Origin of the sequence: Paracoccus sp. SY (genome assembly GCF_002901215.1) — a bacterium.
Classification (GTDB): domain Bacteria; phylum Pseudomonadota; class Alphaproteobacteria; order Rhodobacterales; family Rhodobacteraceae; genus Paracoccus; species Paracoccus acridae.
The window spans coordinates 1-22279 of sequence record NZ_NWMQ01000025.1; the positions used below are offsets into that span (position 1 = coordinate 1).

The 22279-nt window shown below is 66.8% G+C and carries 20 protein-coding genes; 7 read left to right on the forward strand and 13 right to left on the reverse strand.

All coding sequences use genetic code 11. The features are described 5' to 3' along the window. The coding region (nirD, locus tag CK944_RS15585) for a nitrite reductase small subunit NirD (protein WP_103173997.1) at window positions 1-320 on the forward strand (320 nt) is incomplete at its 5' end. 275 nt (window positions 321-595) lie between these two features. Here the strand turns inward: nirD and CK944_RS15590 are convergent. Then, window positions 596-2005: a class II 3-deoxy-7-phosphoheptulonate synthase gene (locus CK944_RS15590; protein ID WP_103173998.1), complete on the reverse strand. Its 1410-nt coding sequence runs from the start codon at window positions 2003-2005 to the stop codon at window positions 596-598. A gap of 130 nt (window positions 2006-2135) precedes the next feature. Between CK944_RS15590 and CK944_RS15595 the strand changes: the two genes are divergently transcribed. Beyond that, the gene (locus CK944_RS15595; protein WP_103173999.1) at window positions 2136-3113 is read left to right on the forward strand and encodes a GlxA family transcriptional regulator; all 978 of its coding nucleotides are present in this window, start codon (window positions 2136-2138) and stop codon (window positions 3111-3113) included. A gap of 53 nt (window positions 3114-3166) precedes the next feature. Here the strand turns inward: CK944_RS15595 and CK944_RS15600 are convergent, their stop codons facing one another. The 6 genes from CK944_RS15600 to CK944_RS15625 form a co-directional block, all read right to left on the reverse strand. Then, window positions 3167-3616, reverse strand: a complete 450-nt coding sequence (locus tag CK944_RS15600; RefSeq protein WP_103174000.1) for a F0F1 ATP synthase subunit epsilon — start codon at window positions 3614-3616, stop codon at window positions 3167-3169. A 9-nt stretch (window positions 3617-3625) separates the two neighbouring features. Beyond that, complete coding sequence (gene atpD / locus CK944_RS15605) at window positions 3626-5050, reverse strand: F0F1 ATP synthase subunit beta (protein ID WP_103174001.1); 1425 nt, start codon at window positions 5048-5050, stop codon at window positions 3626-3628. A 17-nt stretch (window positions 5051-5067) separates the two neighbouring features. Further along, window positions 5068-5946, reverse strand: a complete 879-nt coding sequence (locus tag CK944_RS15610) for a F0F1 ATP synthase subunit gamma (protein ID WP_103174002.1) — start codon at window positions 5944-5946, stop codon at window positions 5068-5070. Window positions 5947-5958: 12 nt separating this feature from the next. Further along, window positions 5959-7494: a F0F1 ATP synthase subunit alpha gene (gene atpA, locus CK944_RS15615; protein ID WP_103174003.1), complete on the reverse strand. Its 1536-nt coding sequence runs from the start codon at window positions 7492-7494 to the stop codon at window positions 5959-5961. Next, the gene (locus CK944_RS15620) at window positions 7494-8054 is read right to left on the reverse strand and encodes a F0F1 ATP synthase subunit delta (protein ID WP_188714654.1); all 561 of its coding nucleotides are present in this window, start codon (window positions 8052-8054) and stop codon (window positions 7494-7496) included. Before CK944_RS15620 ends, atpA begins: the two co-directional genes overlap by 1 nt. A gap of 479 nt (window positions 8055-8533) precedes the next feature. Then, the gene (locus CK944_RS15625; protein ID WP_103174005.1) at window positions 8534-9361 is read right to left on the reverse strand and encodes a methyltransferase domain-containing protein; all 828 of its coding nucleotides are present in this window, start codon (window positions 9359-9361) and stop codon (window positions 8534-8536) included. 58 nt (window positions 9362-9419) lie between these two features. On the opposite strand from CK944_RS15625, the gene gloB reads away from it, so the two are divergent. Continuing rightward, window positions 9420-10166 carry a hydroxyacylglutathione hydrolase gene (gloB, locus tag CK944_RS15630; protein WP_103174006.1) on the forward strand — a complete coding sequence of 249 codons (747 nt, stop codon included), beginning with the start codon at window positions 9420-9422 and terminating at the stop codon, window positions 10164-10166. Between the two features lie 212 nt (window positions 10167-10378). After that, entirely contained in the window at window positions 10379-12700 is a 2322-nt protein-coding gene (gene clpA, locus CK944_RS15635; RefSeq protein WP_103174007.1) for an ATP-dependent Clp protease ATP-binding subunit ClpA, read from the forward strand. A 122-nt stretch (window positions 12701-12822) separates the two neighbouring features. Here the strand turns inward: clpA and CK944_RS15640 are convergent, their stop codons facing one another. The 4 genes from CK944_RS15640 to CK944_RS15655 all read right to left on the reverse strand — a co-directional run bounded on the left by CK944_RS15640 (window position 12823) and on the right by CK944_RS15655 (window position 18598). After that, window positions 12823-13458, reverse strand: a complete 636-nt coding sequence (locus CK944_RS15640) for an aminotransferase class IV family protein (RefSeq protein ID WP_239986101.1) — start codon at window positions 13456-13458, stop codon at window positions 12823-12825. Beyond that, on the reverse strand, window positions 13419-14480 hold the full coding sequence (locus CK944_RS15645) for an aminodeoxychorismate synthase component I (protein WP_371411671.1): 1062 nt from the start codon (window positions 14478-14480) through the stop codon (window positions 13419-13421). The genes CK944_RS15640 and CK944_RS15645 overlap by 40 nt, the downstream gene beginning before the upstream one ends. 62 nt (window positions 14481-14542) lie before the next feature. Continuing rightward, window positions 14543-17989 carry a transcription-repair coupling factor gene (mfd, locus tag CK944_RS15650; protein ID WP_103174009.1) on the reverse strand — a complete coding sequence of 1149 codons (3447 nt, stop codon included), beginning with the start codon at window positions 17987-17989 and terminating at the stop codon, window positions 14543-14545. 36 nt (window positions 17990-18025) lie between these two features. Further along, complete coding sequence (locus CK944_RS15655; protein ID WP_103174010.1) at window positions 18026-18598, reverse strand: hypothetical protein; 573 nt, start codon at window positions 18596-18598, stop codon at window positions 18026-18028. 89 nt (window positions 18599-18687) lie between these two features. Between CK944_RS15655 and hemB the strand changes: the two genes are divergently transcribed. Together hemB and CK944_RS15665 are read left to right on the forward strand one after the other, a co-directional pair. Then, on the forward strand, window positions 18688-19692 hold the full coding sequence (hemB, locus tag CK944_RS15660) for a porphobilinogen synthase (RefSeq protein WP_103174011.1): 1005 nt from the start codon (window positions 18688-18690) through the stop codon (window positions 19690-19692). A gap of 110 nt (window positions 19693-19802) precedes the next feature. Next, complete coding sequence (locus CK944_RS15665) at window positions 19803-20453, forward strand: YSC84-related protein (protein WP_103174012.1); 651 nt, start codon at window positions 19803-19805, stop codon at window positions 20451-20453. A 9-nt stretch (window positions 20454-20462) separates the two neighbouring features. Here the strand turns inward: CK944_RS15665 and CK944_RS15670 are convergent, their stop codons facing one another. Both CK944_RS15670 and CK944_RS15675 read right to left on the reverse strand, forming a co-directional pair. Next, a complete protein-coding gene (locus CK944_RS15670) occupies window positions 20463-21110 on the reverse strand; it encodes a GntR family transcriptional regulator (protein ID WP_103174013.1) in 648 nt (215 codons plus the stop codon). Window positions 21111-21141: 31 nt separating this feature from the next. Next, the gene (locus CK944_RS15675; RefSeq protein ID WP_103174014.1) at window positions 21142-21840 is read right to left on the reverse strand and encodes a M48 family metallopeptidase; all 699 of its coding nucleotides are present in this window, start codon (window positions 21838-21840) and stop codon (window positions 21142-21144) included. Window positions 21841-21952: 112 nt separating this feature from the next. On the opposite strand from CK944_RS15675, the gene CK944_RS15680 reads away from it, so the two are divergent. Beyond that, window positions 21953-22267 (forward strand): FYDLN acid domain-containing protein, encoded by a 315-nt coding sequence (locus CK944_RS15680; RefSeq protein ID WP_103174015.1) that lies wholly within the window; start codon window positions 21953-21955, stop codon window positions 22265-22267. The last annotated feature ends 12 nt before the right edge of the window (window positions 22268-22279 follow it).

Below are 22279 nucleotides of genomic sequence, written 5' to 3' on the forward strand. Positions count from 1 at the left end.
TCGATATCGGATCGCTTGACGACGTCCCGGCCCAAGGCGCGCGCGTGGTCAGGACCGCGCAGGGCTGCGTGGCCGTGTTCCGCACCGCCGACGACCGCGTCTTCGCGCTGGAGGATCGCTGCTCCCACAAGGGCGGGCCTTTGTCCGAAGGCATCGTCCACGGCACCTTTGTCACCTGTCCGCTGCACAACTGGGTCTTCGACATGAACACCGGCCAGGCCCAGGGCGCGGACGAAGGCCGGGTGCGGACCTTCGCCGCCAAGGTGCAGGAGGGCCGCATCCTGATCGAGGCCACCCTGCTTCGCCGCAGCGCCGCCTGAGGAGCGCCCAGGGCCATCCACCACTTTAGTCCTGCAACCCGCACGATCTGTCCTTGTTGCGGCCTGGGTTGCGGAGTTCTGTCACCGGATATCACACCCCAAGGCTGTCCCATGCTGCGAGTGCTGTTCACCGACCGCAGGCGGCCGGGCCATTCATTTGCGCCGATCCGTTGGACGGACGAGACACAGCGGCACCGGCGGCTGGAACGACCACCTTGCCACCAAAGCCATGGTGCAGACAAAATCGGCCGCCCGGCAAGGGCGGCCGTGAGGCATCAGCCCACCATGGCGTCCGGGGTTCGGACGGCGGCTTCGCGGCGGTTGCGCAACTCCTCGGCCACCAGGAAGGCCAGCTCCAGAGACTGGCTGGCGTTCAGGCGCGGATCGCAGGCGGTGTGGTAACGGTCCGACAGATCCTCGTCGGTGACCGCGCGGACGCCGCCGGTGCATTCGGTCACGTCCTGGCCCGTCATCTCGAAATGCACGCCGCCGGGGATCGTGCCTTCCGCCTTGTGGACGGCGAAGAACTCTCGCACCTCGCGCAGGATCGAATCAAAGGCCCGCGTCTTGTAGCCGGTCGAGGACTTGATGACGTTGCCGTGCATCGGGTCGCAGGACCAGACGACATTCGCGCCCTCGGACCGGACGGTCTGGATCAGGCGCGGCAGATGGTCGCCCACCTTGCCCGCCCCGAAGCGCGCGATCAGGGTCAGCCGGCCCGGCTCGTTCTGCGGGTTCAGCTTCTCCATCAGGACCTTGAGGTCTTCCGCCGTCGTGGTCGGGCCGCATTTCAACCCGATGGGGTTCTGCACGCCCCGGCAGAACTCGACATGGGCGCCATCCACCTGGCGGGTGCGGTCTCCGATCCAGATCATGTGGCCCGACCCGGCCACTGGCAGGCCGGTCGTCGAATCGACACGGGCCAGGGCTTCCTCATATTCCAGCAGCAAGGCTTCGTGGCTGGTGTAGAAATCGACCTTGGACAGTTGGTGCGCCGTGTCGGAATTCACGCCCGCCGCCTGCATGAAGGCCATGGCGTCGCTGATCCGGCCAGCGATGTCGCGGTACTTCGCCGCCTCGGGGCCGCCCACGAAATCGGCGATCCAGCTTTGGACGCGGTGCATGTCCGCAAAACCGCCGGTCGAGAATGCCCGCAGCAGGTTCAGGGACGCCGCCGCCTGCGTGTAAGCCGCCAGCATTCGCTGCGGATCGGGGATCCGCGCTTCGGGCGTGAAGTCGAAGCCGTTGATGATATCGCCGCGATAGCTGGGAAGCTCGACCCCGTTCATCACCTCGGTCGGGGCGCTGCGGGGCTTGGCGAACTGCCCCGCCATCCGGCCGACCTTGATCACCGGCATCTGCGCGCCCCAGGTCAGGACCACGGCCATCTGCAGCAGCACCTTGAAGGTGTCGCGGATGTTGTCGGCGCTGAATTCGGCAAAGCTTTCGGCGCAATCCCCGCCCTGCAGCAGGAAGGCGCGGCCTTCGGCCGCCTGGGCAAGCTGGGCCTTCAGGCGGCGCGCCTCTCCGGCAAAGACCAGGGGCGGATAGCGGCGCAACTGCGCTTCGACCGCGTTCAGGGCGGCCGGGTCGGTATATTCCGGCATCTGCACGCGTGGATAGGCGCGCCAACCGGCCTTGTCCCAGGACTGGGTGGCAACGGTCTTGCGGTTCTCCTGCGTCATGGCACGGACTCCTTGGAAAAATGATCGTGCAGGTATAGACGGGAATGATGCCGGGGGGAAGAAGGCGGATCCCCTTGCAGCGGTCGCAAATCCCTGATGATGTGTCGTGATCACGCGCGAAGACTGCCCCATGCCCTCCGAAAAACCCCGACGCTTCACGTTCCTGTTGCTGGACAGGTTCACCATGCTGCCGTTCACGGCCGCGATCGAACCGCTGCGGCTGGCCAACCGCGCCGCCGGGGGCGAACTTTATTCCTGGCGTCTGGTGGGCGCCGGCCGCGACTGGGCCACCTGCTCAAACGGCGCAAGGGTGGCCCTGGACGGCGGCCTGGATGCCGAGATTGTCCCCGAACGCGATGAAGTGGTCATCGTCTGCGGCGGCACCGACATCGCCCGCGAGGCGACCAGGCCCGTTCTGACCTGGCTGCGCAAACAGGCGCGCGGGGGCGCCAGCATGGGCGCGGTCTGCACCGGCGCCTGGATCCTGGCCGAGGCCGGGCTGCTGGACGGGCGCAAGGCCACGATCCATTGGGAAAACCACGATGGCTTCGCCGAGGCCTTTCCGCAGGTCGATCTGTATCGGTCGGTCTTCGTCAATGACGGGAACAGGCTGACGGCGGCGGGGGGCACGTCGTCCATCGACATGATGCTGCACCTGATCGCCGAGGCGCAGGGCGACGCCATCGCGACCGAAGTCGCGGACCAGATGCTGCACACCACGATCCGCACCAACCAGGACCGGCAGCGGCTGTCCATCCCGACCCGGATCGGCGTCCGCCACCCCCGCCTGGCCGCCGTGATCGCCCGCATGGAGGGCAACCTGGAAGACCCGATCAGCCCTGCCCGGCTGGCGGCGGATGCGGGCATGTCCACGCGGCAGTTGGAACGCCTGTTCCGCCGCTATCTGAACCGCAGCCCGAAACGCTATTACATGGAAACTCGGCTGGCCCGCGCGCGCAATCTTCTGATGCAGACCGAAATGTCGATCATCGAGGTTGCGCTGGCGTCCGGCTTTTCCAGCCCGTCGCATTTCTCGAAATGCTATCGCGCGCTTTACGGCAGCACGCCTTACCGGGAACGGGGCACCGGGGCTGCGCCGCAGGCATGAAAAACCCCGGCGCGGGCTGCCGCGCCGGGGTTTTCTTTCTTCAAGCCGGCCGCTTAGGCGGGCACGGTCGATTGATTCGGATCCAGCCCCACATGGGTGCCCAGGGCCTCCATGTCCGCCAGCAGCTTGACCGCGGCGGTGACGACATCCTCGCCCACCGAATCGCGCTTGCCTTCGACGGCCTGGCGACGACGACGAGCCTCGGCCATCATGTCGTTATAGACGGCCTGGGTCATTTCCTCGCGCGGGTGGCCGCGTTCGGCCAGCAGGCTGACCGAATCGGCGCTGATCTCGACAAATCCGCCGGTGACGGCGAATTCGGTCTGCGATCCGTCGGCCCCCACGACCGTGACAAGGCCGGGCCGCAGCGTGACGATGGTGGGCGCATGGCCGGGCATGGCGGTCAGATCGCCATCCGTGCCCGGCAGGCGCACCTCGCGCACGGGAACGGAGACAAGTCTCCGTTCCGGCGACACGAGGTCGAACTGCATGGTATCGGCCATTTCCCCCCCTTACGCGGCTTCTGCCGCCAGACGCTGGGCTTTCGCCTTCACGTCCTCGATATCGCCGACCATGTAGAAGGCGGCTTCGGGCAGGTGGTCGTATTCACCCGCGACCACGGCCTTGAAGGACGCGATGGTCTTTTCCAGCGGCACCTGGACGCCGTCGGAACCGGTGAACACCTTCGCCACGTCGAAGGGCTGCGACAGGAAGCGCTGGATCTTCCGGGCGCGGGCCACGGTCAGCTTGTCCTCCTCGGACAGTTCGTCCATGCCCAGGATGGCGATGATGTCCTGCAGCGACTTGTACTTCTGCAGGATGCCCTGGACGTCGCGGGCGACCTGGTAATGCTCCTCTCCGACGACGGCCGGATCGAGGATACGGCTGTTCGAATCCAGCGGGTCCACGGCCGGATAGATGCCCAGTTCCGAGATCGCGCGCGACAGCACGGTCGTGGCGTCCAGGTGGGCGAAGGTCGTGGCGGGCGCCGGGTCGGTCAGGTCGTCGGCCGGAACATAGACGGCCTGGATCGAGGTGATCGAGCCGTTCTTGGTCGAGGTGATGCGTTCCTGCATCGCGCCCATGTCGGTGGCCAGCGTCGGCTGGTAACCCACGGCGGATGGGATGCGGCCCAGCAGCGCCGACACTTCGGAACCGGCCTGCGTGAAGCGGAAGATGTTGTCCACGAAGAACAGAACGTCGGTGCCGGTGGCGTCGCGGAACTGCTCGGCCACGGTCAGGCCGGTCAGCGCGACGCGCATCCGCGCCCCGGGAGGCTCGTTCATCTGGCCGTAAACCAGGGCCACTTGGCTTTCCGCCAGGTTGTCCGGCTTGATGACGCCCGACTCCACCATCTCGTGGTAAAGGTCGTTGCCTTCGCGGGTGCGCTCACCCACGCCCGCGAACACGGAATAGCCCGAGTGCACCTTGGCGATGTTGTTGATCAGTTCCATGATCAGAACGGTCTTGCCCACGCCGGCGCCGCCGAACAGGCCGATCTTGCCGCCCTTGGAATAGGGGGCCAGCAGGTCGATGACCTTGATGCCCGTCACCAGGATTTCCGACGAGGTCGCCTGCTGGGCGAATTCCGGCGCCGGCTGGTGGATCGCGCGGCGTTCGCTGACGTTCAGCGGCTCGCCCTCGTCAACGGGCTCGCCCACGACGTTCAGGATGCGGCCCAGCGTCACGTCTCCGACCGGCACGGTGATCGGGCCGCCGGTGTCGCTCACGCGCTCGCCGCGGACCAGACCTTCGGTCGAGTCCATGGCGATGGTGCGGACGGTGTTCTCGCCAAGATGCTGGGCCACTTCCAGGACCAGCTTCTTGCCGTTGTTGGTGGTTTCAAGCGCGTTCAGAATCGCCGGCAGGTGATTGTCGAACTGCACGTCAACGACGGCGCCGATCACCTGCGTGATTTTACCAGTGGCCTCTGCCATGTGATTACCCCTACGTGTCAGAGCGCCTCGGCGCCCGAGATGATTTCGATGAGTTCCTTGGTGATCGCGGCCTGACGCGAGCGGTTGTACTCGGTCGTCAGACGGTCGATCATCTCGCCCGCGTTGCGCGTGGCGTTGTCCATGGCCGTCATCCGCGCGCCCTGTTCGGACGCGGCGTTTTCCAGAAGCGCCGCAAAGATCTGCGTCGCGACCGAACGCGGCAGCAGGTCGGCCAGAATGGCTTCCTCGCCGGGTTCGTAATCGTAAAGCGCCGAGGCTCCGCCAGCCGCCTCGCCTTCCGGCATCTCGGCGGGGATGATCTGGCGCGCGGTCGGAACCTGGCTGATCACCGATTCGAAGCGGTTGTAGAAGATCGTGGCGACATCGAAGTCGCCGGCCTCGAAGCGGTCCAGCACGTCGTCCGCGATGGCGCGGGCGTTGTCATAGCCGACGCGCTTGACCTCGGACATGTCGACATGGTTCACGAACAGGCTGCCGTATTCACGCTTCAGCTGTTCGCGGCCCTTCTTGCCGACGGTCATGATCGCGACTTCCTTGCCCTCGCCGCGCAGGCGGTCGGCGTGCTGCCGCGCCAGCTTGACGATGGTGCTGTTGAAGCCGCCGGCCAGACCGCGTTCCGAGGTCATCACGACCAGCAGATGCTTGCGGTCCGCACCCGTCCCCGCCAGCAGGCGCGGCGCGGATGCCGAACCGGCCGCATTCGCGGTCAGTCCGGCCATCACCGCCGCCATGCGGTCGGCATAGGGGCGCGCGGCTTCCGCCGCGTCCTGCGCGCGGCGCAGCTTCGCGGCGGCGACCATCTGCATCGCCTTCGTGATCTTCCGCGTGTTCTTGACGCTTCCGATCCGGTTCTTGAGATCCTTGAGACTGGGCATCTATTCCCCCTCTCAGGCGCGGGTCTTGTTGTATGCGTCCAGAGCAGCCTTGATCGCGTCTTCCAGATCGCCCGAAACCTTGCGGTCGTTGCGGGTCATGTCGTCCAGCAGGTCGGCCTTCTGGTTGCGCAGGAACTGGATCAGCCCGTCTTCCCAGGCAACGACGTCGCGCACCGGCACGTTGTCGATATAACCCTTGGTGCCGGCATAGATCACGATCACGATCTCGGCGTTGGTCAGCGGACGATACTGCGGCTGCTTCATCAGTTCCGTCAGGCGCGAACCGCGGTTCAGCAGGCGCTGGGTCGCGGCGTCGAGGTCGGACCCGAACTGGGCGAAGGCCGCCATCTCGCGGTACTGGGCCAGCTCCAGCTTGACCGGACCGGCGACCGACTTCATCGCCTTGGTCTGGGCGGCAGAACCCACGCGGGACACGGACAGACCGGTGTTCACGGCAGGGCGGATGCCCTGGAAGAACAGTTCCGTTTCCAGGAAGATCTGGCCGTCGGTGATCGAGATCACGTTGGTCGGGATATAGGCCGACACGTCGCCCGCCTGCGTCTCGATGATCGGCAGCGCGGTCAGCGAGCCTGCGCCATTGGCCTCGTTCAGCTTGGCCGAACGCTCCAGCAGGCGCGAGTGCAGATAGAACACGTCGCCCGGATAGGCTTCGCGGCCGGGCGGACGGCGCAGCAGCAGCGACATCTGGCGGTAAGCCACGGCCTGCTTGGACAGGTCGTCATAGATGATCAGCGCGTCCATGCCGTTGTCGCGGAAGTATTCGCCGATCGCGGTGCCCGAATAGGGCGCCAGGAACTGCATCGGCGCGGGGTCGGACGCGGTCGCGGCCACCACGGTCGTATAGGCCATGGCGCCGGTTTCTTCCAGCTTCTTGACCAGCTGGGCGACGGTCGAACGCTTCTGACCCACGGCGACATAGATGCAGTGCAGGGTCTTCATGCCCTCGGCCTCGCGGCCGTTGTAGTTCTGCTGGTTCAGGATCGTGTCCAGAACGATGGCGGTCTTGCCGGTCTGGCGGTCGCCGATGATCAGTTCGCGCTGGCCCCGGCCAACGGGGATCATGGCGTCAACCGACTTCAGGCCGGTCGCCATCGGCTCGTGCACCGACTTGCGCGGCATGATGCCCGGCGCCTTGACGTCGGCGATGCGACGCTCGGTGAACTCGATCGGGCCCTTGCCGTCGATCGGGTTGCCAAGCGCGTCCACGACGCGGCCCAGAAGGCCCTTGCCGACCGGCACGTCCACGATGGAGCGGGTGCGCTTGACGGTGTCGCCTTCCTTGATGTCGCGGTCGTCGCCGAAGATCACGATGCCGACGTTGTCGGTTTCGAGGTTCAGCACCATGCCCCGGACGCCGCCCGGGAATTCCACCATCTCGCCGGCCTGCACCTTGTCGAGGCCATAGACGCGGGCGATGCCGTCACCGACGGACAGCACCTGGCCCACTTCGGCCACTTCGGCTTCTTGACCGAAATTCCTGATCTGATCCTTGAGGATGGCCGAGATCTCGGCTGCCTGGATTCCCATTATCCGACCTCTTTCATAGCATTCTGGAGGGAAGCGAGCTTCGAGCGGATCGAACTGTCGATCATCTGCGAGCCCAGCTTGACAATCATGCCGCCGATAAGAGCCTCATCGACGCGGGTGTTCAGTTTCACTTTCTTGCCCGACTTCTGCGCCAAGGTATCGCGCAGGCGGGCCTGCTGGTCGTCGGTCAGCGCAACGGCGCTCGTCACCTCGGCCGTCACCTCGCCGCGTTCTGCGGCGATCAGCGCCTGCAACTGGCGCACCAACTGCGGCAGCACGAACAGGCGGCGGTTCTTCGACATCAGCTGCAGCGTGTTGGCCAGGACCGGCGAAAATCCCATCTTCTGCGCCAGGGCACCGATGGCGCGGGCCTGGTCGTCACGGGTATAGATGGGAGAGCTGATCAGGGCGCGCAAGTCGGCGCTGTCATGCAGCGCGGCGCCCAGATCCTCGGTCTGCTGGGCCAGGGCGTCCAGGCCCCCGTCTTCCTTGACGATGTCGAAGACGGCCTGCGCATAGCGCCCGGCGATGCTCTGGGACATGGAAACAGAGTTGGCCACGGTCATCCTTTACGGTTTGCGCAAGCCCCACTGGCGGGCCGGTTTGCTGCCGGTCTGTCGCGGGGTGCGGGTCGCAGTCGCACGGCTTATGGAGGGCCGTTCGGAAATCTGCGGCGTCTCTAGCAGGTGATTGCGGGCCGGGCAACCGGATAGCGCATGGAAATAAGAGGCTTGCGGGCTAACAATCCTCAGCCCGCGGAACGGTGCGCAAAACACCCCGTCCCGCATCGTGGCAAGACCGGAACAGGCCCCGCTTCCCTGGACGCAGGGGGAACCGTTTCCGCAAATGGGCCGGAAAAAACCCGGCATGCGTGACCCGCGGACGCAGTGCACGCATGCCGGGCGCAACCGAGCACTGTACAGAGGACGGCTTGACCGTCCTGCCGATACCAGGACCGACCGGACGGACGGACACAAAAGTAGGCTACCAGTTACGACTTTAGGCTATATGCGAAACCGGTGACGGCCGTCAGTTCACCTTATGGACAGGTTTCTTCGCGATTCGACCCGGGGGCACGCCCTCTCTTCTGCAGATGGTGCAAGTTTCGGCCCAGCGGCGCACGGGCCGGGCGGGGGCCGACGACCCCGTCCAGAATCTCCAGCGGGCTTGGCACATGGACACGCAGTTCCGGGCCGATGGGCGCGCGGACCTGCTTTGACAGTTCGGTCAGCACGACGCCGGCGATCAGCACGCGGCTGATCCGCATGCCGGTGCGTTCCCACATCTGCGCGCTGCCCAGCCAGAACCGCCGGTCCGAGGGCGGGATATACACCGCCGATCCGTGCCATTCCGGGACAAAGCCCGCGCGCCGGGCCTGGGTCTCGATCTGTCCGGTCGTATAGCTGCGCCCCAGGCCGAAGGGCGTGCGGTCTGATGCCGCCCACAAGCCCGCGCGGTTCGGCACCATCGCCATGACCCGCCCGCCGGGTCCAAGGACGCGCCAGGCCTCGGCCAGCAGGGCGGCGGGATCGTCGCTGGTCTCCAGCCCGTGCAGGATCACCAGCCGGTCCACGCTTCCGGTTTCCAGCGGCCAGGCCGTCTCGTCGCACAGGACGCTGTGGTTGGGCATCCCGGCAGGCCAGGCCATCACCCCCTGCGGCCCCGGCATCAAGGCCGTGACCCGCCGCGCCGTGGGCAGATAGGGACGCAGCATCGGCGCGGCAAAGCCGAAGCCCGCCACGTTCATGCCGGTGCAGCCTGCCGGCTGCCAGCGGGACACCAGCCGGTCGCGCAGGATGCGCTGCACCACGCGCCCCAGTGACCGCTGGTAATAGAACTGGCGAAGGTCGGCGATATCGTGGTGCATTGCGCCCCGGCCCGGCTTTTGACAGGCTTGACCACATCACAGGAAAAGGACTTTGCCAATGCCGCTGGAACTGGTCACGCTGCGCTGCCTGAAGGACAACTATGCCTATTTGCTGCATGGCGACGAGGGCACCGTCCTGATCGACGCCCCCGAGGCCGCGCCGATCCTGCAGGAACTGGCGGCGCGCGACTGGGGCCTGTCGGCGATCCTGCTGACCCATCACCATTCGGACCATGTGGATGGCGTGGCCGAGATCGTGAAGCAAACCGGCGCCATGGTGATCGGCGCCGCCGCCGACGCCCATCGCCTGCCCCCGCTGGATCTGCGGATCACGCCCGGCGAGCCGCTGGAAGCCCTGGGCGAGCCGGTGAAGATCCTCGACGTGTCCGGCCATACGGTCGGTCATGTCGCCTTTCATTTTCCGCAATCGGGCTTTGCCTTCACCGCCGACAGCCTGATGGCCCTGGGATGCGGCCGCCTGTTCGAAGGGACGCCGCAGATGATGTGGGACAGCCTGGCGCGGCTGAACGCCCTGCCGGCAGACACCTTGATCTGTTCGGGCCACGATTACTGCGCGGGCAACGGCGCCTTCGCCCTGTCGGTCGATCCCGACAACCAAGCCCTGCGCGACCGCCTGGACACCGTCCAGCGCGCCCGGATGCCCTGCGCCCCTGCCCCCCTGTCGCTTGAGCGCGAGACGAATCCGTTCCTGCGTGTGGCGGCCCTGCGCACGGGGCTGGGGATGGAAGATGCCTCGGATGCCAAGGTCTTCGCGAAGCTCCGCGCGATGAAGGACGCATTCTGACCGGCAAGTGAAAATCGACATGCAGGGGCTGGCGCTTGAAATCCGCACCATGGCGCATCACATTTGCCTCAACCGTGGGAAAACCGTGGCATCGGCTAAAAATACCACTTGATGCCGCCCGAATTCCACCAAATCTTAACTGTATCGTGACAGTCTGGGCAGGTGGGCCTCAAGATATGCCCATACCGCCAGTCGACTGACAGGAGACGACCGTGCCAAGCTTCTCGACCTCATTGGAACAGGCCATCCACCAGGCGCTTGCCCTGGCGAACGAACATCGACACGAGCTTGCCACGCTCGAACACCTGCTGCTGGCCCTGACCGAGGAACCGGACGCGGTCAAGGTGATGCGGGCCTGCAATGTCGACCTGGACGAACTTCGCAAGCTGCTGATCGACTTCATCGAGGACGATCTTTCGACGCTGATCACCGATGTGGAAGGGTCCGAGGCCGTGCCGACAGCCGCCTTCCAGCGGGTGATCCAGCGTGCCGCAATCCATGTCCAAAGCTCGGGCCGGCAAGAGGTCACGGGCGCCAACGTGCTGGTCGCGATCTTTGCCGAACGCGAATCCAACGCGGCCTTCTTCCTGCAGGAAATGGACATGACCCGTTACGACGCGGTCAACTTCATCGCGCATGGCGTGGCGAAGAACCCCTCCTTCAACGAGAACCGCAAGGTCGTCGGGTCGGACGAACCCGAACAGAAGCAGGCCGAGGCCGCGACGGAATCCAAGGATGAAACCGCGCTTGGCAAGTATTGCGTGGACCTGAATGCCAAGTCCAAGAAGGGCGACATCGACCCGCTGATCGGCCGCGAGGCCGAGGTGGAACGCGCGATCCAGGTCCTGTGCCGCCGCCGCAAGAACAACCCGCTTCTGGTGGGCGATCCCGGCGTGGGCAAGACTGCCATCGCCGAGGGCCTTGCGCTGAAGATCACGCGTGGGGAAACCCCGGACGTGCTGGCGGGCGCCACGATCTTCTCGCTCGACATGGGCGCGCTGCTGGCGGGCACCCGCTATCGCGGCGATTTCGAGGAACGGCTGAAGGCGGTCGTGAAGGAACTGGAAAACCATCCGGACGCGATCCTGTTCATCGACGAGATCCATACCGTGATCGGCGCGGGCGCGACCTCGGGCGGGGCGATGGATGCCTCGAACCTGCTGAAACCCGCGCTGTCGGGCGGCAAGCTGCGCTGCATGGGCTCCACGACCTACAAGGAATTCCGCCAGCACTTCGAGAAGGATCGGGCCTTGTCGCGCCGGTTCCAGAAGATCGACGTGAACGAGCCTTCGGTGCCCGACACGATCAAGATCCTCATGGGCCTGAAGCCATCCTTCGAGAAGCACCACGACCTGCGCTATACCAACGATGCGATCAAGTCGGCGGTGGAACTGGCCAGCCGTTACATCAACGACCGCAAGCTGCCCGACAGCGCCATCGACGTGATCGACGAGGCCGGGGCGGCCCAGCACCTGGTCAGCGAAAGCAAGCGGCGCAAGACCATCGGCCCGAAGGAGATCGAGGCCGTGGTGGCCAAGATCGCCCGTATCCCGCCCAAGAACGTCAGCAAGGACGATGCCGAGGTTCTGCGCGATCTGGAAAGCTCGCTCAAGCGCGTGGTCTTCGGGCAGGATGCGGCGATCACCGCCCTGTCATCGGCCATCAAGCTGGCCCGCGCCGGCCTGCGCGAACCCGAAAAGCCCATCGGCAACTATCTGTTCGCCGGGCCGACCGGGGTGGGCAAGACCGAGGTCGCCAAGCAGCTGGCCGCGACCCTGGGTGTCGAACTGCTGCGCTTCGACATGTCGGAATACATGGAGAAGCACGCGGTGTCCCGCCTGATCGGCGCGCCTCCGGGCTATGTCGGCTTTGACCAGGGCGGGATGCTGACCGACGGCGTGGACCAGCATCCGCATTGCGTGCTGCTGCTGGACGAGATCGAGAAGGCGCATCCGGATGTCTACAACATCCTGTTGCAGGTGATGGACCACGGCAAGCTGACCGACCACAACGGCCGGCAGGTGGATTTCCGCAACGTGATCCTGATCATGACCTCGAACGCCGGGGCCTCGGACATGCAGAAGGCGGCGATCGGCTTCGGCCGCGACAAGCGCGAGGGCGAGGATACCGCCGCCATCGAGCGGACCTTCACGCCCGAGTTCCGCAACCGCCTCGACGCGGTCATCAGCTTTGCCGCGCTGTCGCGCGACGTGGTGGTCCATGTGGTCGAGAAGTTCGTGCTGCAACTGGAAGCGCAGTTGATGGATCGCAATGTCCATATCGAACTGACCCCGGAAGCAGCCGACTGGCTGGCCGAAAAGGGCTACGACGACAAGATGGGCGCCCGTCCCCTGGGCCGCGTGATCCAGGAGAACATCAAGAAGCCGCTGGCCGAGGAACTGCTGTTCGGCCGACTGACCAAGGGCGGCGTGGTCCGCGTCAAGATCGAGGACGACAAGCCCGTCTTCGATATCACCGGCCCCGACGCCCCGCGCATTGGAAAGTCCAAGACGCCGCTGCTGACCGCCGACTGATCGGCACGACAGAAACGAGGCCCCGCCCGACCTGTTCGCGGCGGGGCTTTCCTTTTGCGGGGGCGGCAAGCCGAAGGCTTGGCGTTTCCGGCCCCCTCGACGGGGGTCGGAAACGCTGCGCCCTAGATCAGCCGCGCCGGGATCAGCCCGCGCAGGGCATTGCCCATCAGGAACTCTCCGTCGCGCAGGTCGTCGGGCATCAGCCGCGCTTCCTCGGCGCGGCCCGCCTCGACCAGCGACCGGCGCAGCACGCCGGGCAACAGGCCGCAGGACAATGGCGGCGTCAGCAGGCGCGCGCCTTTGCGCAGGAACAGGCTGGTGATCGTGCCCTCGCAAACCTCGCCGCGCTCGTTCAGCAGGATCGCTTCGTCCACCCCTGCGGGAAGGGTCGCGCGGGCGCGGTCATAGATCGGCCGGTGCGATGTCTTGACCCGCAGCCAGGGATCCCCGCTGTCCAGCCGCAGATCCGAGACGACGACCCGCCACAGATCCGGGTTCGGCGGCAGCGGCTGGTGGGTCAGCGCGACCTGGCCCGCCGCATCGACGGCCAGCCGCGCTCGCAGCACCCGGCCGCGCGGCAGCCCGGCCAAGACCGCCATCACCCGCGCTTCGTCAAGGGCAAAGCCCACCGTGGCGCAGCCCGCCCGCAGCCGGTCCAGATGCAGCGGCCACAGCGCGATGCGCCCATCGGGTTCGGCGCGCATGGTCTCGAAGACGGTCAGGCCTTCGGGGACAGGTCCAGGAATGCGGCCTTGCACAATGCTTCCTCCCATTCGGAACCGGCGCGGCTGTCATGGATGATGCCGCCGCCGACATTCAGCCGCAACCGCCCCGGCGCCTCCAGCACCGGCGAGCGGATTGCCACGGAAAAGCGCATCGGCCCCGCCGGGTCGATCCAGCCGATTGCCCCGCAATAGACCCCGCGCGGCGCCTGCTCCAGTTCGGCGATGATCTCCATCGCGCGGATCTTGGGCGCCCCGGTGATCGAGCCGCAGGGAAAGATCGCCCGGAGGATATCCGGAAAGCCGACGCCGGGCGCAAGCTGGCCTGTCACGGTCGAGATCATCTGGTGGACGGTCGCATAGGTTTCGACATGAAACAGTTGCGGCACGCGGATGCTGCCGGGCAGGCAGATGCGCGACAGGTCGTTGCGCAGCAGATCCACGATCATCAGGTTCTCGGCCCGGTTCTTTTCGGACAGCGCGAGGTCGCGCGCCAGATCGGCGTCGGCACCGGCGTCCAATCCGCGAGGCGCGGTGCCCTTCATCGGCTTGGTTTCGATGATGCCTTGGTCATCGACCGCGAAGAACAGTTCGGGGCTGCGCGACAGAACGACCGGCCCGCCCAGATCGACAAAGGCCCCCTCGCCCACCGGCTGGCGGGCGGCAAGGGCGGCATAGATCGCCAGCGGATCGCCTTGAACCTCGGCCAGCATCGGGAAGGTCAGGTTGATCTGATAACAGTCGCCCGCCGCGATATAGGCGCGCACCGCGTCGATGGCCGCGTCATAGCGCGCCCGCGACCACAGCGGCCGGGCCGGTCCTATCCGCACACCGGTCGGTTCGGGCAAGGCGGGCGCGGGGCGCGGGCGGTCGAAGACGCCCATCAGGATCAGCGGGCAGTCCCGCTGGACAGGCATCAGGGCGGCAAGCTTCGGCGTCAGCGCGTGGCCCAGTTCATAGGACAGGTATCCCGCGACCCACAGCCCCTGGGCCCGCGCGGCCTCGATCGCCAGCAGGGCAGGCCCAACCCCCGAGGGACTGTCCGCGCGGATCACCATGCGCGGGGCGGCAAACAGCGTGCCGCCCGGCAGCGGTCCCCGGTCGAACCGGACCTGTCCGGTCACTTGGCGGCCTTGGCCTTGGCGGCCAGATCGCGCGCGACGGCAAAGGCGCCCTTGATGCGGTCGGCGTCGGATTTCCAGTCGCGGGCCAGGAAGATCTTGTTGTCGGTGACCTTCGCCTGCCCCTGCTGGTCGGTCAGGAATTCCACCAGGCCCGCGGGGTTCGGGAAGCGGTCCATGTGGAACTGCACCGTCGCCCCCTTCGGCCCGGCATCCAGGCGCGCGATATTGGCCCGCTTGGCCATCGCCTTGATGCGGATCACCAGCAGCAGGGTGTTCACCTCGCGCGGCAGGGGGCCGAAGCGGTCGATCAGCTCGGCGGCAAAGCCTTCCAGTTCGACCTTGGTGGTCAGGCCGGACAGGCGGCGGTAAAGGCCAAGCCGCACGTCCAGGTCGGGGATATAGCTTTCCGGGATCGTGACCGGCACGCCGAGGTTCAATTGTGGCGCCCATTCATCCTCGGGCGTGCCCTCGATCTCGCCGGATTTCAGCTTGGCGATCGTCTCCTCCAGCATCTGCTGGTAAAGCTCGAAACCCACCTCCTTGATATGGCCCGACTGTTCCTCGCCCAGCAGGTTGCCCGCGCCGCGCAGGTCCAGATCCTGGCTGGCGAGGTTGAAGCCCGCGCCAAGCCCGTCGATGGACCCCAGGAACTTCAGCCGGCGCATGGCCTGGGGTGTCAGCGGCTGGCGGGGCTTGGTCGTCAGATAGCAATAAGCGCGGGTCTTGGACCGGCCCACGCGGCCCCGGATCTGGTAAAGCTGCGCCAGGCCGAACATGTCCGCCCGCCAGACGATCATGGTGTTGGCGGTCGGGATGTCGAGGCCGCTTTCCACGATGGTGGTCGCCAGCAGCACATCGTGGCTGCCGTCGTAGAAGGCGTTCATGCGTTGGTCCAGATCGCCCGCAGCAAGCTGGCCATGGGCGACGATATAGCTGACCTCGGGCATGTTTTCGCGCAGCCAGTGTTCCACATCCGGCAGGTCGGCCAGTCGCGGGACGACGAAGAAGCTTTGGCCGCCACGGTATTTCTCGCGCAGCAGGGCCTCGCGCACGGTGACGCTGTCGAATTCGCTGACATAGGTGCGGATCGAGAGGCGGTCCACGGGCGGCGTGCCGATGACCGACAGATCGCGCACCCCGGTCAGCGACAGTTGCAGCGTGCGCGGGATGGGCGTGGCGGTCAGGGTCAGGACGTGGATGTCCGACCGCAGTTCCTTGAGCCGTTCCTTGTGGGCCACGCCGAAATGCTGTTCCTCGTCGATGATGAGCAGGCCCAGGTTCTTGAAGCGCACCCCCTTGGCCAGAACCGCATGGGTGCCGACCACGATGTCAACGCTGCCATCCGACAGCCCTTCGCGGGTCTTGGCGGCGTCCTTGGCGGAAACGAAGCGCGACAAGGGGCGCACGCAGATCGCAGTGCCGCGGAAGCGTTCGGCGAAGGTCTTGAAATGCTGCCGGGCCAGCAGCGTCGTCGGCGCGACAACCGCGACCTGCATCCCCTGGCTGGCGGCGATGAAGGCCGCGCGCATCGCGACCTCGGTCTTGCCGAAGCCTACGTCGCCCACGATCAGCCGGTCCATGGGGCGGCCCGCCGCCAGATCCTCGGCCACGTCCTCGATGGCGGACAGCTGGTCCTCGGTCTCGCTATAGGGGAAGCGGGCGGCGAAGGCCTGCCAGTCGTGATCCTCTGGCTCCAGCACGGGGGCGGCGCGCAAAAGGCGTTCGGCGGCGACGCGCATCAGCTTGTCGGCGATCAGCTTGATGCGTTCCTTCAGCCGCGCCTTGCGGGCCTGCCAGGCGCCGCCGCCCAGCCGGTCCAGCAGGCCTTCCTCGTGGCCGTAACGCGACAGCAGTTCGATATTCTCGACCGGCAGGTACAGCCGGTCGCCGCCCGCATATTCCAGCGCAACGCAGTCATGCGGCACGCCTGCGGCCTTGATCGTCTCAAGCCCCGTATAGCGCCCGATGCCGTGTTCGACATGGACCACCAGATCGCCAGGCGTCAGGCTGGTGGTGTCCTTCAGGAAATTGTCGGCCTTGCGGCGCTTCTTCGCGCCCCGGATCAGCCGGTCGCCCAGCACGTCCTGTTCGGAAATCACCGCCAGCCTGCCAAGCGCCTGTCCGTCGGCCACGAAGCCTTCGTCCAGCGGCCAGACGGCAAGGCCCACAGTGCCCGGCGTGTCAGAAAGGTCGCGAATGTCGGCAATGGGCTTTGCCGCAGTCATGCCTTCATCGGCCAGCAGCCCCGACAGGCGTTCCCGCGCCCCGTCCGAGAAGCTGGCGACGATGACCCGATGATCCTTGGAAAGAACCTTCACATGATCGGCCAGAGCCTTGAACAGGTTGATGCTTTCGGCCTGGCGTTCAGGCGCGAAATTGCGGCCCACGCGCCCGCCCGCATCCAGCACGCCCGGCCCCGGCGGCTGCGGCAGGACCGACAAGCGCAGCACCCGATGACGCGACAGCCAGTCGTTCCATTCGCCTTCGGTGGGGAACATCGCGTCGGGCGGCACGGGTTTATAGACCGTGTCGCTGCGCCCCTTGGCGGCCATGGCGGCCTTTCGCGCGTCGAACTGTTCGCGGATCATGGCGCGGCGGGCGTCGATCACCTGCCCCACATGGTCGTCCAGCACGACCGAGGCGCCGCGAAGATAGTCGAACAGGCTTTCCATTCGGTCGTGGAACCAGGGCAGCCAATGCTCCATGCCAGCCGTCTTGCGGCCCGCGCTGACGCTTTCATACAGCGGATCGTTGGTGCCGCCGCCATATTCGCTGCGGTAATTCTGGCGGAACCGGGTGATGGCGTCCTGATCCAGGATCACCTCGGACATGGGTGCCAGCTCGATCCGGGACAGCTTCTCGGTCGTGCGCTGGGTTTCCGCGTCGAAGCGCCGGGCGCCGTCCAGAACGTCGCCGAACAGGTCCAGCCGCACCGGCCCGGATTCACCGGGAGGGAAGATGTCGATGATGCCGCCGCGCACGGCATAGTCGCCGGGTTCGGTCACGGTGGGCGACTGCGTGAAGCCCATGCGCACCAGGAAGTCGCGCAGCGCGCCTTCGTCGATGCGGTCGCCCACCCGGGCGACGAAGCTTGCGCCCTCCACCAGATCGCGCGCGGGCACCCGCTGCAGCACCGCGTTCAGCGTGGTCAGCAGCACGAAGGGCCCCTTGACCGCCCCCTGCGCCAGCCCGGCCAGCGTCGCCATCCGCGACGCCTGAATATCGGGCGAGGGCGAGACGCGGTCATAGGGCGTCGTGTCCCAGGCCGGGAAGTTCAGGACTGCAAGATCGGGCGCCAGGAACGCCAGGGACGCGCGCATCGCGGCCATGCGGCGGTCGTCGCGGGCGATGTGGATGACGGGAGTGCCGCGCGCGGCTTCGCGCGCGATCAGCGCGGCGTCATAGCCTTCGGGCGCGCCGGAAAGGATCAGGTGTTCGGCCATGGAGGTCAGGTAAAGCCCCGCGCGGCGGAGTCAAGTTCAGAAGCCATAAGGATGGATCACCGACCACAACGCCCCCCACAGCGCCGTGACGGCGACGGCCGCCATCGACAGGACCGTGACCAGTCGCCGGTGGATGACCATGCGCCGGATTGCCTCGGCCGCGGCTTCGGGGATCGGGCGGCTGCCCTCTTCGGCCGCTTCCAGCAGCGGCATCAGGCGGCGGGCCAGGGCCACGCGCAACCAGAACAGGATCGCAAAGGGCAGAAGCAGCAGAAAGGCCGCCAGCGCCAGTTCCAGCGCATAGCCGATGCCAAGGATCGCCAAGGATGTCAGCAGGAATCCCGTCACCGCCAGGAAGACCAGTCCTTCCCGCGGACCCAGCCGCCAACGGGGCAGCACCAGCGACAGCCAGTCCAGCAGATGCAGGACCACGGGGCAGTCGCCCTGGCCTGCCTGCACCGCGCTGCGTGCGCGGCTGACGATCTCGGCCGGGACGCCGATCACGTTGCGACCGGTCAGGGACCAGGTGCCGATCACCACCAGCCAATACCAGACCGTGCCAAAGGACCGGCTGTCCAGAAAGCCGATCAGGCTGTCGAATTGCGGCACGCGGGCTTCCTTGTCCTTGGTCGCGCGCGACCTTAGAACGGCTGTTGCAGAAGGAAAAGCCGTCTTGCGCCCCCGAAAGGAAGCCTGCCATGCCGACGCCGATCATCGCCCCCTTCCCCGCCTCGCGCCTGCGCCGCCTGCGCCGGACCCCTGCGATCCGCGCCATGGTGTCGGAATGCGACGTCACGCCCGCCAACCTGATCTGGCCGATCTTCGTGACCGAGGTTTCGGGGGCCGAGGGCGAGATCGCCTCCATGCCCGGCGTGGAACGGCTGACGCTGGACGGGGCCAAGCGCGCGGCGGAACGGGCGGCAAGGCTGAACATCCCGGCCATCTGCATCTTTCCCCATTCCGACCAGGATCTTAAGACCGAAACCTGCGAACGCGCCTGGGATCCCGACAACATCGGCAACCGGGCCATCCGCGCGGTCAAGGAAGCCGCGCCGGACCTGGCGGTGATGACGGACATCGCGCTGGATCCTTATAACGCAAACGGCCATGACGGCATCGTGGTGAACGGCGAGATCCTGAACGACGAAACGGTCGAGGCCCTGGTCCGCATGGCCCTGGCTCAGGCTGAAAGCGGCGCGGACATCCTGGGACCGTCGGACATGATGGACGGGCGCATCGGCGCGCTGCGGTCGGCGCTGGAACAGGCGGGCCACAAGCATACGGCGATCCTGTCCTATGCGGCCAAGTTCGCCTCCAGCTTCTATGGACCGTTCCGGGACGCGGTCGGCGCATCCGGTCGGCTGGTGGGCGACAAGAAGACCTATCAGGTCAATCCCGCCAACCGGGGCGAGGCGATCCGCTGCGTGGCCCGCGACCTGGCCGAGGGCGCGGACATGGTGATGGTCAAGCCCGGCCTGCCCTATCTGGACATCTGCCGCGCCGTGAAGGACCAGTTCGGCGCGCCGACCTTCGCCTATCAGGTCAGCGGCGAATACGCGATGCTGGAAGGCGCGATCCGCAACGGCTGGCTATCGCGGGATGCGATGTTCGAAAGCCTTCTGTGCTTCCGTCGGGCAGGCTGCGACGGCATCCTGACCTATTTCGCGCCGCTTGTGGCCGAGGCGATCGCGGCCCGCGCCTGAGCGCAGGCGATCCGTCGCCCGCCCCCACAGTGGCGGGTGACAGCCCCGGCCGAATCTCCTACATTCGCCGAAAAATGCCGGGCACCCGGCGCGACATGTGGGGACAAGTGATGAGCAGCCTTTTCCGGACCCGGATCAATCGACGCTTGCTGCTGAAGGGCGCGGCCGGAACCGCTGCCCTGGCGCTTGCCGGGTGCAGCAATGCGGTCGGCACCAATGCCAACGCGCAACTGGATGCGCGGGTGGACGAGACGCATAACTACCTGATCCAGAACTATCCCTCGGCGCAGGCCCTGGTGCAGAACGCGCGCGGCGTCCTGTATATGCCGCTGATGACCGAGGCCGCGCTTGGCGTGGGCGGGGCCTATGGCCAGGGCGCGCTGCGGATCGGCGGGGCGACGGTGGATTACTATTCCGCCACCCGCGCCACCGTGGGCCTGCAGGCTGGCGCGCAGCAATATGCCCATGTGCTGATCTTCCAGACCGATGCGGCGCTTGCATCCTTCCGCGCCTCGCCCGGCTGGCTTGCCGGGGCCAATGCCTTCTACGCGATCCCGCAGGGCGGCATGGCGCTTGGCGCGGACACGATCACCGCGCAGCTTCCGGTCGTGGCGATGATCTTCGGCCAGGCGGGGCTGATGGCCGGCGCCTCCATCGAGGGCACGAAATACACCCGCGTCATCCCGTCCGAGATCCCGACGCTGGGCTTTGGCGGGCTTGGCCTGCCGCAGATGCAGATGCCGCAGATGGGCCGCTACTAGCCCCCCGCCCTAGCCCGAGGTCAGGTGACGCAGCCCGTGCGTGACATCCGCGCGCACGGCCAGCCGCAGGGCGGGCTCGTCCCCCGCCCGCAGCGCGGCCAGGATCATGCGGTGATGGCGCGGGGGCTCGTTCCGCTTCACCCGGCCGTACAGCGCCCGCATGGTCGGGCCAAGCTGCAGCCAGATCGTCTCCAGCATGGCCAGCATCGCCGGGGCCTGCGCGCGTAGATACAGCATCCGGTGGAATTCCAGGTTGCAGCGGATGTAACCCACGGCATCGTGGTTTTCGACCGCGTCGGCGATGCGCGCGTTCATCTGTGCCAGCCGGTCGATCAGCGCGAAATGGGCGCGCGGCAGGGCGCGGGCGGCCAGTTCGGGCTCGATCAGGGCGCGAAGCGCCGCCAGTTCCTCGATCCGGTCGTCCGACAGCGCGGGCGTGGTGACGCGGCCCGATGCCGACAGGGTCAGCGCGCCTTCGGCCACTAGGCGGCGCACGGCCTCTCGCGCGGGGGTCATGGACAGGTGATATTCGCGGGCGATGCCGCGCAGGGTCAGCGGCTTGCCGGGCGGCAGTTCGCCCAGCATGATCCGGCTGCGCAGGTTGCGATACAGCTTTTCATGGGCCGAAGGGTCGGTGGGGCGTGCAGGGGCGTTCATGGCCCGGTTGTGATCACAAAGCCCCTCCCCGTCAATCCCCGGCGGGGTCGCGGAACTGCCAGGCCATCAGGTCCGACCCATGCCGCTTCAGCCAGTCGCGGTGGCGGGCATAGTCGGGTATGAGCCCCGCCACCGCCCCCCAGAAGCGCGGCGAATGGTCCATGTGGCGCAGATGCGCGACCTCGTGGGCTGCGACATAGTCCAGCACCGCAGGCGGCGCCATCGCCAGCCGCCAGGAAAACATCAGCCGCCCGTCGGATGTGCAACTGCCCCAGCGGGACCGCGTGTCGCGCAGCACGATGGCGCGATAAGGGCGGCCAAGCGCCCCGGCATGGCGGTCGCAGGCGGCACGCAGGTCGGCCATGGCGCGATGCTTCAGGAAGGCCTGCACCACCGGCCCGGCAGGGCGGCTGGCGGGCAGCAGCAGGGCCGCGCCCGCAACAGCCGCCGCGCGGACGGCGGCGGGCGTCAGGGCCAGCATCTCGCCCGCGACCGGCAGGGCGGCGCCGTGGCGAACGATGCTGGGGGCGGGCCGCCGCTGGGTGGCCTGCATCAGCCAGGCCGATTTCGATTCCGCAAAGGCCGCGCCGTCGGACAGCGCCACATGGGCGGGCAGCGTCAGCACCACCGGCCCGCCGTCGCGCGGCACCCGCAGCACCATGCGCCGCGCGCGGGCCGACCGGCGCAGGGTGATCCGCAATCCATTGGCGATGGTGAACGCCTCGGCCATCCGCCTGCCCTTGCCCTGCCCCGCCGTCCCTGTCAGAAAAGCCTTTGACACCCCCCCGCGCCTGTGGCAGGGGGACCACCGATTTCCCTAAACGCGGCGGAAGGAGAATGCCATGCCCAAAGAGGAATGGGGCACGAAACGCCTGTGCCCGCACTGTGCCACCCGCTTCTATGACCTGCGGGCCAATCCGATGACCTGCCCCGCCTGCGGGAACACGTTCACGCTGGAAAGCCTGACCGATAGCCGCGGCAAGACGCTGGTCACCGAAAAGACCGCCGTTCGCGACGACGACGACCTGGTCGATGACGACGACGATCTGGGCGAGGACAGCGGCGAGCTGGACGACGATCTGCTGGAAGAAGACGATGACGACGGCGACGTGTCGCTGGACGACATCGCGGATGTCGCCGACAACGACGAGGAATAAGAAGAAAGGCCG

Bases quoted from the DNA above. Each gene is read 5' to 3' on its own strand.
- CK944_RS15590 (WP_103173998.1), bottom strand. From the start codon at position 2,005: ATGACGCAGGAGAACCGCAAGACCGTTGCCACCCAGTCCTGGGACAAG.
- mfd (WP_103174009.1), bottom strand. From the start codon at position 17,989: ATGGCCGAACACCTGATCCTTTCCGGCGCGCCCGAAGGCTATGACGCC.
- CK944_RS15665 (WP_103174012.1), top strand. From the start codon at position 19,803: ATGAGCAGCCTTTTCCGGACCCGGATCAATCGACGCTTGCTGCTGAAG.
- CK944_RS15680 (WP_103174015.1), top strand. From the start codon at position 21,953: ATGCCCAAAGAGGAATGGGGCACGAAACGCCTGTGCCCGCACTGTGCC.
- atpA (WP_103174003.1), bottom strand. From the start codon at position 7,494: ATGGGAATCCAGGCAGCCGAGATCTCGGCCATCCTCAAGGATCAGATC.
- CK944_RS15595 (WP_103173999.1), top strand. From the start codon at position 2,136: ATGCCCTCCGAAAAACCCCGACGCTTCACGTTCCTGTTGCTGGACAGG.
- CK944_RS15645 (WP_371411671.1), bottom strand. From the start codon at position 14,480: ATGGTGATCCGCGCGGACAGTCCCTCGGGGGTTGGGCCTGCCCTGCTG.
- CK944_RS15675 (WP_103174014.1), bottom strand. From the start codon at position 21,840: ATGGCCGAGGCGTTCACCATCGCCAATGGATTGCGGATCACCCTGCGC.
- hemB (WP_103174011.1), top strand. From the start codon at position 18,688: ATGCCGACGCCGATCATCGCCCCCTTCCCCGCCTCGCGCCTGCGCCGC.
- gloB (WP_103174006.1), top strand. From the start codon at position 9,420: ATGCCGCTGGAACTGGTCACGCTGCGCTGCCTGAAGGACAACTATGCC.
- CK944_RS15625 (WP_103174005.1), bottom strand. From the start codon at position 9,361: ATGCACCACGATATCGCCGACCTTCGCCAGTTCTATTACCAGCGGTCA.
- atpD (WP_103174001.1), bottom strand. From the start codon at position 5,050: ATGGCAGAGGCCACTGGTAAAATCACGCAGGTGATCGGCGCCGTCGTT.
- CK944_RS15610 (WP_103174002.1), bottom strand. From the start codon at position 5,946: ATGCCCAGTCTCAAGGATCTCAAGAACCGGATCGGAAGCGTCAAGAAC.
- CK944_RS15670 (WP_103174013.1), bottom strand. From the start codon at position 21,110: ATGAACGCCCCTGCACGCCCCACCGACCCTTCGGCCCATGAAAAGCTG.
- CK944_RS15600 (WP_103174000.1), bottom strand. From the start codon at position 3,616: ATGGCCGATACCATGCAGTTCGACCTCGTGTCGCCGGAACGGAGACTT.